The sequence below is a fragment of the Pristimantibacillus sp. Z349TD_6 genome (assembly GCF_056173205.1).
Genome location: NZ_CM149662.1, coordinates 352,332 through 367,124 on the forward strand (window position 1 = coordinate 352,332; position 14,793 = coordinate 367,124).

General features: G+C 44.7%; 9 protein-coding genes. 7 read left to right on the plus strand and 2 right to left on the minus strand.

The window, feature by feature from the left end; translation table 11 throughout:
- Positions 1-214 precede the first annotated feature (214 nt).
- Both AC0VYE_RS01635 and AC0VYE_RS01640 read left to right on the plus strand, forming a co-directional pair.
- A complete protein-coding gene (locus AC0VYE_RS01635) occupies positions 215-5,296 on the plus strand; it encodes an AAA family ATPase (protein WP_475445613.1) in 5,082 nt (1,693 codons plus the stop codon).
- Complete coding sequence (locus AC0VYE_RS01640; protein ID WP_475445615.1) at positions 5,293-5,946, plus strand: response regulator transcription factor; 654 nt, start codon at positions 5,293-5,295, stop codon at positions 5,944-5,946. The genes AC0VYE_RS01635 and AC0VYE_RS01640 overlap by 4 nt, the downstream gene beginning before the upstream one ends.
- Before the next feature lie 9 nt (positions 5,947-5,955).
- On the opposite strand, the gene AC0VYE_RS01645 is transcribed toward AC0VYE_RS01640, so the two are convergent.
- Together AC0VYE_RS01645 and AC0VYE_RS01650 are read right to left on the minus strand one after the other, a co-directional pair.
- On the minus strand, positions 5,956-7,722 hold the full coding sequence (locus AC0VYE_RS01645; protein WP_475445617.1) for a sulfatase family protein: 1,767 nt from the start codon (positions 7,720-7,722) through the stop codon (positions 5,956-5,958).
- 153 nt (positions 7,723-7,875) lie between these two features.
- Positions 7,876-8,538 carry a hypothetical protein gene (locus AC0VYE_RS01650; protein ID WP_475445619.1) on the minus strand — a complete coding sequence of 221 codons (663 nt, stop codon included), beginning with the start codon at positions 8,536-8,538 and terminating at the stop codon, positions 7,876-7,878.
- Positions 8,539-8,693: 155 nt separating this feature from the next.
- On the opposite strand from AC0VYE_RS01650, the gene AC0VYE_RS01655 reads away from it, so the two are divergent.
- The 5 genes from AC0VYE_RS01655 to AC0VYE_RS01675 all read left to right on the plus strand — a co-directional run bounded on the left by AC0VYE_RS01655 (position 8,694) and on the right by AC0VYE_RS01675 (position 14,683).
- Positions 8,694-9,410, plus strand: a complete 717-nt coding sequence (locus AC0VYE_RS01655; protein ID WP_339206184.1) for a response regulator transcription factor — start codon at positions 8,694-8,696, stop codon at positions 9,408-9,410.
- A gap of 1 nt (position 9,411) precedes the next feature.
- A complete protein-coding gene (locus AC0VYE_RS01660; protein WP_475445620.1) occupies positions 9,412-10,764 on the plus strand; it encodes a sensor histidine kinase in 1,353 nt (450 codons plus the stop codon).
- A gap of 180 nt (positions 10,765-10,944) precedes the next feature.
- Positions 10,945-12,477 (plus strand): spore germination protein, encoded by a 1,533-nt coding sequence (locus tag AC0VYE_RS01665; protein ID WP_475449387.1) that lies wholly within the window; start codon positions 10,945-10,947, stop codon positions 12,475-12,477.
- Complete coding sequence (locus tag AC0VYE_RS01670) at positions 12,474-13,574, plus strand: GerAB/ArcD/ProY family transporter (RefSeq protein ID WP_475445622.1); 1,101 nt, start codon at positions 12,474-12,476, stop codon at positions 13,572-13,574. Before AC0VYE_RS01665 ends, AC0VYE_RS01670 begins: the two co-directional genes overlap by 4 nt.
- The gene (locus tag AC0VYE_RS01675) at positions 13,571-14,683 is read left to right on the plus strand and encodes a Ger(x)C family spore germination protein (RefSeq protein WP_475445624.1); all 1,113 of its coding nucleotides are present in this window, start codon (positions 13,571-13,573) and stop codon (positions 14,681-14,683) included. The genes AC0VYE_RS01670 and AC0VYE_RS01675 overlap by 4 nt, the downstream gene beginning before the upstream one ends.
- Positions 14,684-14,793: the final 110 nt, after the last annotated feature.

Sequence of the window (14,793 nt, forward strand, 5' to 3'; positions counted from 1 at the left end):
GGGGGCAATCATCGAAAACGAATGTTTAAGTGAATGTAACGAGCAGACTTTCCATCGGATGGTCTGTTTTTTTATTCCGAGCACGAACGCGGTATTCATAGTAGAAGAGCCAATGCTATAATGAAGTTAAATTTCTTCGGGGCTTCCTTTAATTGATTACTTTTGTTTAAATAATGAATTCTTTCCATATCTAGCAACTGGGGAGTGCGGCTTCTTGATTGAGATATCAGGTTATCAAATGATCGATGAAATAGGCAGTTATGATGATATAAACCTATATAGAATGATTCGCCAAGCGGATAACATTGCTGTTATCGCCAAAACCACATGTGACATCTATCCAGGACCGAACGTGGTTGCTGCATTTCAGCATGAGTATGAGCTGCTCGTTAAGCTCGGCGGACGAGGAACGTTAGAAGCATATAGTCTGGAAATGTTAGCAGACAGACCTGTTCTGATTTTGCAGGATATCGGAGGCAGTACACTAGATCGGGTATTACGCACGCGCGATAACCCTTTTATGCATGAAGCGTTGCTGGCCATCGCAGTATCGGCAGCAGATAGCCTGATGCAAATACATCGTGAAAAAATAATACTCAATGAAATAACCCCCTTTCATCTCATCGCTAATCCCGATACCTATGAAGTGAAGTTTATTGATATTCGAATGTGTTCAACTGAACTTAACAAGAGTCCGCTTCCATTAACAACAGGCAGGCCTGACTTCATTTTGTCCTATATCTCCCCAGAACAGACGGGCAGAACGGGAATGATCCCCGATTACCGCTCTGATTTCTATTCGCTCGGCGTCACCTTATACGAATGGATGTCGGGAAGCCTTCCTTTTGAATCACAAGATGTAATGGATGTTATATATCGGCATATTGCCAGCACGCCTGAACCTCTGCATAAGAGGTATTCCTCTATACCCGAGATGGTATCTGCTATTGTAAGCAAGTGTATGGAGAAGATGCCTGATGCGCGGTATATCAGTGCATTCGGGTTGAAGTCGGACTTGGAAGAATGTCTGAATCAATTCCAGTTATCAGGAGAAGTAGAAGCCTTTGCACTGGCAAGCCGTGATATTTCAGATCTTTGGAGGACTTCAAACCAGTATTACGGCAGACGCTCCGAGCAGCAATGCTTGCAAGATGCACTGCAGCGAGCGTCGTTAAGCGCTGCGGAGGTTATCTGGGTTAGCGGCAACGGAGGAATAGGAAAAACGTCCTTTGTGAATGAAACGCTTAGAAAATCGATGCCGCTTGAAGTTTATTTTGTTACGGGCAAATTCAATCCGCAACAAACGGCAAAACCCTACGACGTATGGATTCAAGCCATTGATGAATTGGTTAGCCTAATGCTCATGGAGAGCAAGCTGCAGGCAGAGGTTTGGAAGCTGCGCATAATAGATGCCTTAAATGGGTATGGACAGCTGTTGATTGAATTGGTTCCAAAGCTGGAGCTGCTGATTGGAGAGCAGCCAGCGGTACTTTCATTGCCGCCAGTGGAAGCGCAGCGCCGTTTTCACCTTATTTTGAGCCGTTTTATTCATCTCTTCCTTCACCGGGACTGCCCGTTGGTTTTGTTCTTTGATGATCTGCAATGGGCGGATGAAGAATCGCTTCAATATCTTGCTTATCTTCTAGAGGATAGGGACATCAATCATTTACTCATCATCTTGGCTTATCGGGATGGAGAAATTACGCCGCTACATCCGCTGAGCCGTTTGGAGAATCATTTTGAAGAGCACAACACAAAGAACAGCCGTATTCATCTGGAGGCTTTAGAAGCCGCTGATTTAACCTGCCTTCTAAGCGACACCATGGGCTGCGAAGCTGCTGAAACCGATGAGCTGGCTGCTGTATTGCTCCATAAGACGGAAGGCAATCCTTTTTTTCTAAAGCAATTTATTCAGGATTTGGTTGATGATGAGCAAGTTATGTTTGATGAATCGAGCAGGCGCTGGCAGTGGGATTTGCAGCTTATTGCTGAAAGAAACGTTCCGGCCAATACGGCTGATTATATATCGGGTAAGATGAAGCTTTTCCCGGATCAAATGGTTTATGTGCTTGGGCGGGCAGCTGTTCTTGGCACCAGCTTTGATGTAGATATGCTTGTTTCCATTACGAATCTACCCTTGCAGGAGTTTGAAGAAGTGCTGGAGAAAGCCGAGCGTGAACAATTATTGCAGCCAGTTAAGCTCGGGAACGGAAACATTTATCAATTTCAGCATGATCGCATTCAGCAGGCTGCCTATCATCTTGTATCCGAGGATGAGCTTCCCGCACTGCATTGGAGAATCGGATCGCTGCTTGCGGACCGGATAGCATTCACCGAAGATGCGAATATATTCGAAGCCGTCAATCATTTCAATCAGGCATCGAAACAAATAGAACGTCTAGAGCAGAAGCTGTTCCTGGCCGAGCTGAACTTAAAGGCGGCCTTGAAAGCGAAACAGTCGACCGCATATGAGACTTCACTAGGCTATTTGCGTCATGCTGCTGCCCTTATCGAAGAGGAATGTTGGAAAAACAGCTACTCGCTTGCCTTCCCAATATTCAGAGAACGCGCCGAGGCGGAATATTTATGCGGTCATTTTGCGAAAGCACATGATTTATTTAATTTGTTGATCAGCAAAGCGGAAACTAATTTAGATAAAGCGCTCGTTTGCACAATGAAGATTCAATTGGAGGCAACGAATGACAATTACGACGAGGTCCTATCTTTAGGCCGTCAAACGCTGGAGCTATTGGATATTCACCCTCGTTTTGAGCCAAGCACATTGGAATTGACTGTGCAGTGGTTAAAGCTCAGAAGGAAAATTAAGAAACATTCGATAGCATCGCTGCAGCAACTGCCGCCAATGACAGATGAAGTACGGAAAGCGGCTATGACCGCGATGGTCTATACGAGCAATGCCAGTTTTTTTGTAAATCAAAAAGGCTGGCTTGCTACTACGTTTACCATGGTCGAAATGACACTGGATTACGGCATGGCCCCGGAGTCTTCAATCGGTTTTGTCGGTTATGCCATGTTCCTGAATTTTCAGTTTCGGCATTATAAAGAGGCATTTGAATGGGGGATGCTCGCCTGTGAATTATCAAAGCCGTACCCTATACTGCATGTTAAGACGCTTACTTCATTCACCCTTTGTTACGACAGCTGGCGCAAATTTGATCCGATGATGCTGAAGACCTTTACCGAGCATGCTGGGAAAGTAGGATTGGAATCAGGAGATCTGTGGCACAGCAATCAAAGTGTATTGATCAATTGTGCGACTCTGCTGCAATATGGTCATCCGCTTGGTGATATTTATAACCGGTTAATTGCGCATTCAGGCGATTTTTTGCGCCATAATAATACGCTTCATTGGAAGCAAGCCGTTTTGCTTGCTACTCTCCTTGTCCGTTTAACGGGATATCGCGCGCCGAATGATCCATTTATGGAAACGGATATTTTTAGCGAGGATTTCGCCGGGGCGGTGCACGGAGACCAATTTAATACGATTCAAGAGCTGGTTTGCACGCTTCATTATTTGCCTGGCTATTTATTTGGTCAGTATCAGGAAGCAAATGAGGCTTTGAAGAAAGCAGCCGCAATTATTTCTTCGCGTAATGATAACTATGAGAGCACCGTACAATATTTTTATGAATCGTTAGTGCTGGCACAGCTTTATGAGGATGTTTCCGTACAGGAGCAAAAAGAATTTTTGACAACGATTAAGAAACATATGAAAAGAATGAAAGTGCTCACTTCGCGTTGTCCAGAAAACTATAAGCATAAATATTTGCTCATTAAATCTGAAATGGCGCGAATTACACGAAAGAGCCGTCAAGCGGAGGAACTGTTTGAGCAGTCGATTGAGGCAGCGCGTGCTTATGGATATATACATGATCTTGCAATAGCAGCGGAATGTCTTGCGAAATTTGCCCTTCGTCAAGGCAGGCAGCAGCTCGCGAAAATCTATATGACGGAAGCGTATGAAGCTTATATTGAATGGGGGGCGGCTGCGAAAGCGGCTGATCTGGAACAAAAATATGGGCATCTGCTCCACATTAGACGGGAGTCGGGCCTTGAAAGTGTGGATTATCTCTCAGCAGTCATGTCCGCGCAAGCATTATCGGGCGAAATGGAAATGAATCGTTTGCTCGATACGCTGATGCGTATCATGCTTCATAACGCTGGCGCGGAATATGGTGTGCTTATTTTTGGTCACGAAGACAATTGGGTTGTTGAGGCGTATGGAACAGCAGAGGAGCTTCACATTGAAACCGTGCCCCTTGCGGAAGAATCGGAAATCGCCTCAGCGGCGATTATTGGCTATGCAGCACGAACGAAAGAGGAAGTTGTCCTGCATGATGCAGCCCATGAAGGGATGTTCGTCCGAAATCCTTATGTTAAAAATAATGGATTAAAGTCGGTTTTATGTCTCCCTATCATGCATCAGAATAAGCTGATTTGCTTGCTTTATATGGAGAATAAGTTATCGACGAGCGTCTTCACACCGCAGCGGCTTGATGTTCTGAAGCTGCTCGGCTCCCAGTGCGCCATTTCCATAGAAAACGCTAAGCTTTATTCGGGGATACAATATCTCAAAAATAACTTAGAGGCACAAGTCGTGGAGCGGACTCGCAGTCTTGAGAGGTCCATGCAAGAGACGTCTGCTGCTCTTGCCGAAGCTTCTGTTTATGAGGAACGGAGCCGCATTGCCCATGATATTCATGATATTGTCGGCCATTCGCTTACCTCGACGATCCTTCAGATTGAAGCTGGAAAGCGTCTGCTGCACAAGGACATGGAGGGCGGCATGCAGCGGTTGAAAGAAGCGCAGGATCTAGCAAGGCATAGCCTGAATGAGATTCGCGGCTCTGTCCATATGTTGAAGGAGGACAAGTTCGCTGACCTCGGACAAATGCTGAACCGGCTCATTCAAGATACAGAGCGCAATATGGAAGTAGAAGTTCATGCAGTGATGCAGCCTTTGCCGAAGCTGTCGACAGCGCATAAGAAGGCGATCTATCATGCGCTCCAAGAAGGGCTAACCAATGGCATCCGGCATGGGGGGAGCAAGGAATTCCGCTTTAGTTTGCAAACCGTCGGCACCTATTTGCAGTTCAGGCTCGAAGATTGCGGAATTGGAGCACCTGAGATTGCGCTCGGATTTGGGTTAAAGGCGATGAAGGAGCGAGTGGAACAGCTCGGCGGAAGCCTCTCTATTGAATCATGGCCAAATCAAGGCTGTCTGTTAAAGATCGATTTGCCCTACAAGATACGTTTGAATGGAGAGAGGGAATGAATAAGATAACGATAGTAATTGCGGATGATCAGATGCTGACACGGGAAGGGCTTCGAACCATATTGGACTTGGAAGATGATTTCGAGATCGTTGGCGTAGCTAAAAATGGGGAAGAGGCGTGTGAAATGGCAGAGACGCTTCAGCCACACCTTATGCTGCTGGATATTCAAATGCCGATTATGGATGGAATCACCGCTTTAAAACGAATTAAGCAGAGCTCGCCCAACATTTTTATTTTGTTTTTAACGACATTCATAGATGCGGATTATATTGTAGAGGGCATGGCGCATGGGGCAAGCGGCTATATGCTGAAGGATATGGATATCGATAAAATGATTGCCGCGATTCGGGATACGATATCCGGGCAGTTCATTCTTCCAGCCGCGGTTGCAGCCAAACTGGCTGAGAGGATGAACCGGTTTACAGAAGATCACGAGCAATGGCAAAAACCGAGCCGGCGCCACATCCAGCTGACCGATCGCGAGAAAAAATTGGCACAGCTTATTATACGCGGACTGAACAATCGAGAAATTGCTGATGCATTGTTCATAGCCGAAGGTACAGCTCGCAACTACATCAGCAATCTCTATAGCAAACTGGAAGTCGTCGATCGTGCACAGGCGATTATTCGCCTGCAAGGCTTGATTTGATTCATGGCTTTAAGTGATGCCCGTATCCGCTGGGACAAGTCGTTTTTGCATGCGCTGCTCATTCAGCAGCTCCATCATCCATGTTTCAATTTCTTTCGTATGCTGCGTGGCATAGGCTGGATTCGCAAGGTTGCGAGCTTCTAGCGGATCCTCGGTTAAGTTGTACAGCTCAAATTCCTCTGGAGCCGGCTCCGTTTTCACTTGTGTCGCCCACAGCGGGTAAGGTTCACCTTTTGGAGCATCAGCTTGCAAAAAGGTTACATCCTGTACGCCTGGTTGGCTCCAAAATTGCACGTTGTCATAGTAACGGGAGTATTTCCACAATTGTTTCTTGCCATCGGTAATGATCGTCATGAGGACAGACTCAATATGATTAGGCTGAACAACGGATGAATAGGGCTCCCCAAGTGGATTGACTTGGTGCTGGCCTCGTGTCACGTCGTCATCGGTCATGAAATATACAGGACTATCGTCGGTTACCGCCGGTTTTTGTTCCAAAATAATAGGAGTGAGGTCGCGCCCAACAAAAGGGCGGGCTTCGCTGAATCTCTTTTGCAAGCAGCATTGAATGGTATGGATGTCCACATTCGCAAGTCCAAGCATAGTAGGCAGCAAATCAACATGGCTTGTAAGGGTATCCACATTTTTATTACGTGGAAAAAGATGTTTATTATGAATAAGGAAAGGCACATGCAGAAACTCTTCATAGGCACAGTACCATTTCTGATGAAGATTTCCGTGAGATCCGAGCAAATCTCCATGGTCTGAGGTGAAAATAACGATCGTATTGTCATAAAATGATGAGCGAGCAAGCGCCTCGTATACTTTTAACATTTGCTGATCGGCATTTTTTTGCAGCTGGTAATAAAGCTGACGGTAAAATGGATTGTCGATGATCGGCTGCAGCGCTTTAGGGTAAGTATCGCGATAGCTTGCTTGGCAGCGTGGTTTCGTAAGCAGCGATTCGTTCATCGTTGGCGACGGAGAAACGGATGGTACGGTAGGCTCCACTTCGAAACGGAAGGCGGGCAGATGCGCGGTGAGCGCACCGTACAAAACAATATCGTGCGGGTTAACGAAGGAAGCAATGACTAACCATGGCTTGGCATTTTTGTCATTGCTTTTTTGACGATCAAGGGTTTCAAGCAGCATCACAGTTTCCTCACCATAAACCACATCGCGTCCGCTTATTCCGAAACCTGCAGAGGAGGCGGAATTACGCGGATTTTTTCCATTTGGCTCCGGACCAATCCAGTCAGAGAAGCCGAAGTCATCTAGGCGATTAGCTTGGTAATATAAGTCGGTTCGCTCTCTGTCAGGTACGCCTGTCAAAGAATCAAAGCTTGGAATGCTGTTGTGGGTGCCAGGGACGATAATGTCTGCATTGGTTATATGCCATTTCCCTTTGTAGTGCGTCTGATAGCCGGCTTCGCGGAAATAGTCGCCCATCGTAGGAACGGTGTTTTTATCCAGCCAATGCACATCGGAATCGAAAGACTCTTTGGCGATTCCGACCGTTTGGCTGACGCCGTGGAGCGATGGGTAATGTCCGGTAAACAAGGTTGCCCGGCTTGGGCAGCATGCGGAGCTCCCAATGTAGTGCCTATGGAACTCCATAGAGTTTTCTTTCAACAGCTCCTGTACGATTAGATTTTTTTTGCGCCATTTTTTTATTTCGGCGTTCTCATATACAGGGGGATAACGTTCCTCATCCACCAGGATGACAAGAAAATTAGGCTTATCGAGCTTTCGTGAGGCTTGCTGATTACGTTTCATGGCATACACACATCCTTGGCTAAGACTTCACTTTAAATTATGCTGCAAAGCTTAGAAACAGTAATTTTCCACCGTTAGACGCGTAAGCATATGCGAAAAAAGAAACAAGCTCACCTCAACAAGGAGGTGAGCTTGTTTCCTTTTCTATAGGTTTTACTTCTCTGCTTTCCAATCAGCGATTTGCTGTTTGTATTGTACAAGAAGCTCGCTCAGTGATTGCTTTATAGCAGCAGCATCTTCAGCTTGAACCGCTTGCGCCAGCTTAATCTCTGCTCTAATAAACGCCATGTCAGCGCTGTCGGCTTCGCTAATAGTCGCCTCAGTCATTTGAACTGCCGTTCCTGTATTCTTATCAAGCTGAACGACATCAGCTGTTGCAATATTTAGTTTAGTGGACTCTGAGATTTTCACTGTAGCAGTGCTCATTGATAAAGTTCCGACATTCTCCGATTTAGAAATAGAGATCGTTTCCTTGCCAGCTGAAATTGCTGGTATTGCTTCAACAGATGAAATGAGGTTTTTCATCGTGCTGCCGATCGTTTTCTCATATTGGTCTAATGTATCCTGCCAGTCCGCTAGTGTGTCAGGTGCATATTTTTTGGCTAAGTCGAGCGGATTAGTAAAGCTGTTGACCACAGCTACACCAGTCGTTGCATCTGCGGAGATGGAAGTGCTTGCTGTTACGTTTTGCAGCATTGAGAATTTTTCAGGTGCTGGCGCTTTAGACGCTGCATTCGAGATGGCAGGGCCTGCAACAGCGGACATTAATAAAGCAGATGAAAGGACAACTCTGGAAATAATCAACTTATGGTTCATGGTTTCACGCTCCTAATGGGTTTGTCTTACTCGTCTTACTCTACAAGAAGGCTGTGTCAGAACATTGGTGTATTTGTGGAAAAACGATGGCACAACCCCATTGCGATTGTGGGCTTGGTATACTTATAGAAGAAATGTTCAGGGGGTTAGTGAAGGTGAACAGCAATTATCGCATCGCCGTTGTGGATGATGACTTTCATATACGTAATTTAGTCGAGATTTATTTGCAGAAGGAAAATTACCAGACAATCGGTTTGGAAAATGCAGAGGACGCATGGGAGCTGTGGCAAACCAATCCTCCCGATCTGTGGGTGCTCGATATTATGCTGCCGGGAATGGATGGCTATGAGCTATGCAGGCGAATTCGGAATGAGGCAGAGGTGCCTATTATTATGATTTCAGCCAAAGATACAGAGGTTGATAAAATATTAGGCTTGGAGCTTGGGAGCGACGATTATTTAGTTAAGCCGTTTAGTCCTCGGGAGCTAATGGCACGCATAAAGCGGCAGCTCCAACGCTGGTATAAAATTAACCAAGCCGAAGAAAACACGGCGAATGCTGCAACGCCATTGTCACGGCTGGAGCTCGGTGAGCTTCAATTGATGCTGGAGGAAAGACGTGTATTCTGGCAAGGCGAGGAAGTGGACATGACGAGCAAGGAATTCACGATGCTCAAGGTGTTTATTGAGCAGCCGAACCGTGCTTTTGCTAGAGCTGATCTGCTCACACTCGTATGGGGCGACGATTATTTCGGCAGCGATCGTGCAGTCGATCACCTTATTAAACGTATACGAAAAAAAATAGAGCATTTACCGATAGAGTCGGTATGGGGGCATGGCTATCGAATGAGAACGGATCGGGGTGTGTATTAATATGAAGCTCGTTCATCAGATTAATCTCGCATTTGGCATCGCGCTTGTGCTTGTGTTATCGATCACTGCGCTATTAATTCATTATGTGTTATTAGATCACTTTATGGTAGCGCAGAAGGAAGAATTGAAGATGGCAAGCGCAACGCTGTCCGCTACTATGAAGACGGAAATGGTGACCCAATCAGCGAAAGATAGCGGGGTGACTCTATCTGCCAGTGCATTGTCAATTAACCCATCCATTAAAGCCGTCGTTACGGATACCCAAGGAAACATTATGCAAGAGGTATTGCCGATGCAAACCTTGCAGGCCGTTAAAGCATCGAGCACGGAGACAGCAGCCATTACGAGCGTTGGTAAGGTAGTAGATGGTACGGATAAAGGGTTTCTTGTTGAAGTGAACGCCATTCCGCAGGGTACCTTGACGCTCTTTACGCCAGTCAGCAAAATCAAAGAAATTGAACAGGCGCTGCTGAAACGTTTGCTTCTTGTATTCGGTTTAGGCGGAATGCTGATGCTGGTGCTCAGCCATTTGATCACGAGGAAGCTAATCAAGCCGCTCATGAAATTAAAGGAAGAATTAACAAAGGTGAAGAGCCGCCAGTTTTCAAAGGTGAAACGCGTAAAGGCAGGGGGAGAGATCGGTTCTGTTGCACAGGTCGTTTTTGAAATGGCTGATGAGCTTAATCGATTTAACCGTGCGCAAAAGCAGTTTTTCCAAAATGCTTCACATGAGCTGAAATCACCTTTAATGTCCATTGCGGGTTATGCGGAAGGCATTAGAGACGGTGTTTTTGAAGGTGAAAGTGTTTATAAAGGCTTGGACATTATTTTAAGTGAAAGTGACAGGCTGAAAAATCTGGTGACCGAAATGACGTTGTTAGCGAAGCTGGACAGCGAGGAGGATATTTATCAGCCCTCGTTGGTGTGTTTAAAGGATTTGCTCGCTGAGACGATTGAACGTGTAAACCCTATGCTCGTCAAAAAAGGAATTACACTGCATCCAAGCTATGATGAGCATGAACAGCTGATTGTACGAGCAGACCAAGACAAGCTTCTGCAAGCGATGCTTAACGTTGTAACTAACGCGATTCGACATGCGGATAAAAATATTTATATTCATGCTTCGGCTAAGAAAGGCCGCATAGAAATATCGGTGTCCGATGATGGCGGCGGCATTCCGGATGAGCTCCTTCCTTATTTATTTCATCGTTTTGTGAAAGGCAAGGATGGGGAGTCTGGCCTCGGCCTCGCCATATCGCGAGCGATTGTGGAACGATGCGGGGGCCTCATTACAGCAGGCAACCGCAAGGGCGGCGGTGCTATATTTTCTCTTGGATTTCCAATAGCCGCATGAGTAAGAGTAAGCCATAAGGAAGAAGCTTTCAAAACCACAATAGGAGTGGGATTGAGGGCTTCTTTTTATATCCAGTAAGACACGCGGAGTATCTTTTAGTCGCTTTTTGTCGATCCTTGGAATGACTATTTTAAATCCATAGACAGAAACGAGATAGGATGATTCCTTGTGTTTTCATACATGAAATTTTTTAGAGGAAACCGAAAATCAAAATATCGGATACCGACTAATAGTGCCTCATCTCTTCAAGATCCTCCCATTAGCAATAATATGTCAACTAATATTGGTTACCTCAAACAGCTGTTCACATTGACGCCAGATTTGATTATCAGACAGATCCAAACGAATCAAGACGAAAATGGTGCAGCACTTGTCTATTTGGAGGGGTTAGTCAATAAGGAATACATTCACAATAATATTTTGCATGCTTTAATTAACGGCGACTCTGGCCAATATTTCCGATTGCCTGAAGTAAGCATAGGAACAATCCGGGTGGAATCGACCTGGAATCAAATTGAAAATGCCATTTTACAAGGGGATAGTGTGCTTTTTGTCGAGGGTCAAACTAATGTCTACGTCTATGATACAAAAGGTTGGCCGCAAAGAGCAGTTGATGACTCTCGTATCGAAGCCTCCCTTAGAGGAGCGCATCAAAGCTTCGTGGAGACAGGAAGCCAAAATATTGCCTTGATTCGCAGATATATTCCCGATCGTGAATTGAAAATCAAGGAGATGATTGTAGGCCAGCGCGGAAAGTTGAAACTATCAATCTTGTACTTGGCTGACGTGGCTAATCCGGAAATTCTTAAGGAGCTCGAAACACGGATAAACCATATTGATATTGATGCGATTATGAATACAGGGGAGCTTGCTGAATTCCTCGAGGATAATCCATATTCTCCGTTCCCGCAAGTTATTTTGACAGAGAAACCAGATACAACCGCATCGCATATTCTTCAAGGAAGATATGCAGTTGTTGTGGATCGGTCTCCGACCGTGATGATTGCTCCCGTCAATTTTATCGCCTTCTTTCAAAGCGTGGATGACTACAGCAGCCGCTGGCTCATCTCTTCTTTTATACGACTTCTTCGTTTTTTTGCTATGTTTATTGCTTTGTTTTTACCTTCTGCGTATATTGCGTTCATTTCGTTTAATTACGAGGTTATTCCGGTACAGTTCATTCTATCAATTGCGGAGACGAGGTCCCGTGTACCCTTTCCGCCGATTATTGAAGCGATTTTGATGGAAATTATGCTCGAAATGATGAGAGAAGCAGGACTTCGTTTGCCTGCCATGATCGGTCAAACCATCGGTATTGTAGGAGGTATTATTATCGGTCAGGCAGCTGTTCAAGCCGGGATCGTGAGCAATATTATGGTTATTGTCGTCTCTTCTACTGCGATTGCTTCATTTATTATTCCCAACTATGATATGGGCGCTGCTATTCGACTGCTTCGATTCCCTATCATGATACTGGCTTCTATGTTTGGCATTGTGGGCATTGTTATTGGAGCCATGGCTTTAGTTGCTCATTTTGTTTCTATCGAATCGATGGGTGCCCCATATGGAAGCCCATTAGCACCCTTTAAGTTTAGCCAAATGAAGGATGTATTTGTTCGTTTTCCTGTATGGGCAGTGCTTAAGCGGCCCAAGAGCGCGATGCCTGTTCAATCTATTAGACAAAGAGATCATCGGGATGGTGATCAAACGTGAAGGTACAAGAGCGAAATCAGATTTCTATCACGCAGTTTATATTTATTATCCATAGCTGCCAAGTCGGAACGGGGATATTTTCGCTCCCTAGAACGCTTGCGGAGAAAGCGGGGACAGACGGCTGGATATCATTATTGCTCGGCTGGTGTATTAACCTGACTGTTTGTGTCCTCATCGTAAAAATGTTTGAAAAATATCCTGATGATACGATATTAGATTTGTTCATCCGCCTCTTTGGCAAGGTTGTAGGGAAAATCTTAACCATCCCTATTATTTGTTATTTCGCTTTTTTTGGCTGGACGATTCTTTCGATCACGATGTTATTTATTAAGCAGTGGTTTTTGCAAATGACCCCCGATTATGTCTTGATGATTCTGCTTATCGTCCCGGGCTTTTTCATTATTGGGAAAGGGCTGTATATTTTGGGCCGATATTCAGAGCTTGTTTTTTATATGACAATCTGGATGTATTTACTGCTGATTATTCCTTTGAAAGACAGCCACTGGGTTCACCTGCTGCCTCTGATTAAAGAGGGGTGGATGCCTATTTTTAACGGAGTAGGATCGGCTATCTTTTCATTTCTCGGTTTTGAGATTGTATTGGTCCTATATCCGTTTTTGAAAACAAAGCAGTTGGCGGTACGCGGAGTTGTCATTGCCAACACCATCACTTTTATTCTCTACCTTGGGGTTACCTTGATTTGCTACGCCTACTTTAGTCCGGACGGGATTACAGATTATAATGAGCCTCTCTTTAATTTATTGAAAATGATCGAGCTGCATTTTTTGGAGCGGTTTGACATGGTTTTTTTGGCGCTGTACTTGTTTGTTATTTCTACTGCATGGCTTCCGTATCTTTATGGAGCGGTCTATAGCACAAGCCATCTGCTGGGAACGAAGAAAAAGGCGCCATTTGATTCAATTCTACTCATATCCATTGTTGTAATCACCGCTTTTCTTCATCCATCATGGAATCAAACGGGACAATGGATAAAGTTTATAAGTAAAACAGGCATTGGGGTCGCTTATGTTTTTCCTGTATTCCTTTTCCTATACGTGAGTATATATAGTCGATTTCAACGGAGTGGCAGCCAATGAGAGCGGTATTCTTTTTTTGTCTATTGATGTTGCTTACGGTGCTTCCGGGCTGTATGGATACGATCAATATTGAAGATGTATCGCTCGGCTTATTAATAGGGATCGATTTAAATGAGGATGAGAACCTTGTTGTTACATCTTCTAGTCCTGTCTTTTATGAGGAAGCCAAAGATAAGGAAGAGAATACCATCGTTATATCGAATACACTTCGTGAATCAAGAGAACAATTTGATGCCACTGTTACCGCCTTGTCCCGAAGAGGAAAGGTGCAGGTCATATTGATCGGCAAGCGTGTTTTACAGCATAAAGACTGGTTTAATATTTTGGACACGGTGTACAGGGATGGGAAAAACACGACGATGTCTCGGGTGGTCATGGTGGATGGCCCCGTCTCGGACATAGCGATGTTCACGCCTAAGGATAAACCGCGCCTTCCTATGTATTTAGTGAAGCTAGTCGATACGACAAGCGAGCAGAATCTTTCGGTTAAAACGACGATTCAAGAGCTCCATCGTCAGTTCACAGAAAAAGGAATGACGCCGAGTTTGACAGAGATGCATAAGGATGATCAAGTCAAGGTAACGGGTACGGCACTCTTGGATCATTCCGGTAAATATAAATTCACGCTCGATATTAAACAATCGAAGCTGTTAAAAATTTTACAAGGAGAAACAGGCGGCATATTTTCATTTACGCTTAGCCTACCGGAACAGCCGGAGAAGGGATTGGCTCAAAAAAATAAATTAAGCTTTTATCCTACCACTCTCCAGGTAAAGACGAAGGTTGACTTCGCTGATAACCGATTCGTCTTTCATACTGCAGTGAAGATGGGAATTGTGATGACGGAGCGTCTTTTTAAATTTGACGTGGAGAAAAATGCGCCTCTCTTGGAGAAACAAATTGCAGATGAGATACAAAGGCAAATGCAGCAGTTAATTAAGAAAATACAAAAAGCAAAAATTGATCCGATGGGGTACGGGTTATATGCAAGAGGCCACGAATATAATCACTGGAAGAAAGTAAAGGATAACTGGGGTGAAGCTTTAGCGGAAGCGGATGTAAATGTAAAAATAAAAATTAAAATTCAAGATATGGGCTCCAATCGTTAAACGCAATCCACAACCTCACCTGGTTGTGGATTTTTTACATTCATTGCAGTGATTAGGTCATGTATAATAAACAAGTTAAATGAAAAATATGGATTTTAAACTATAGATAA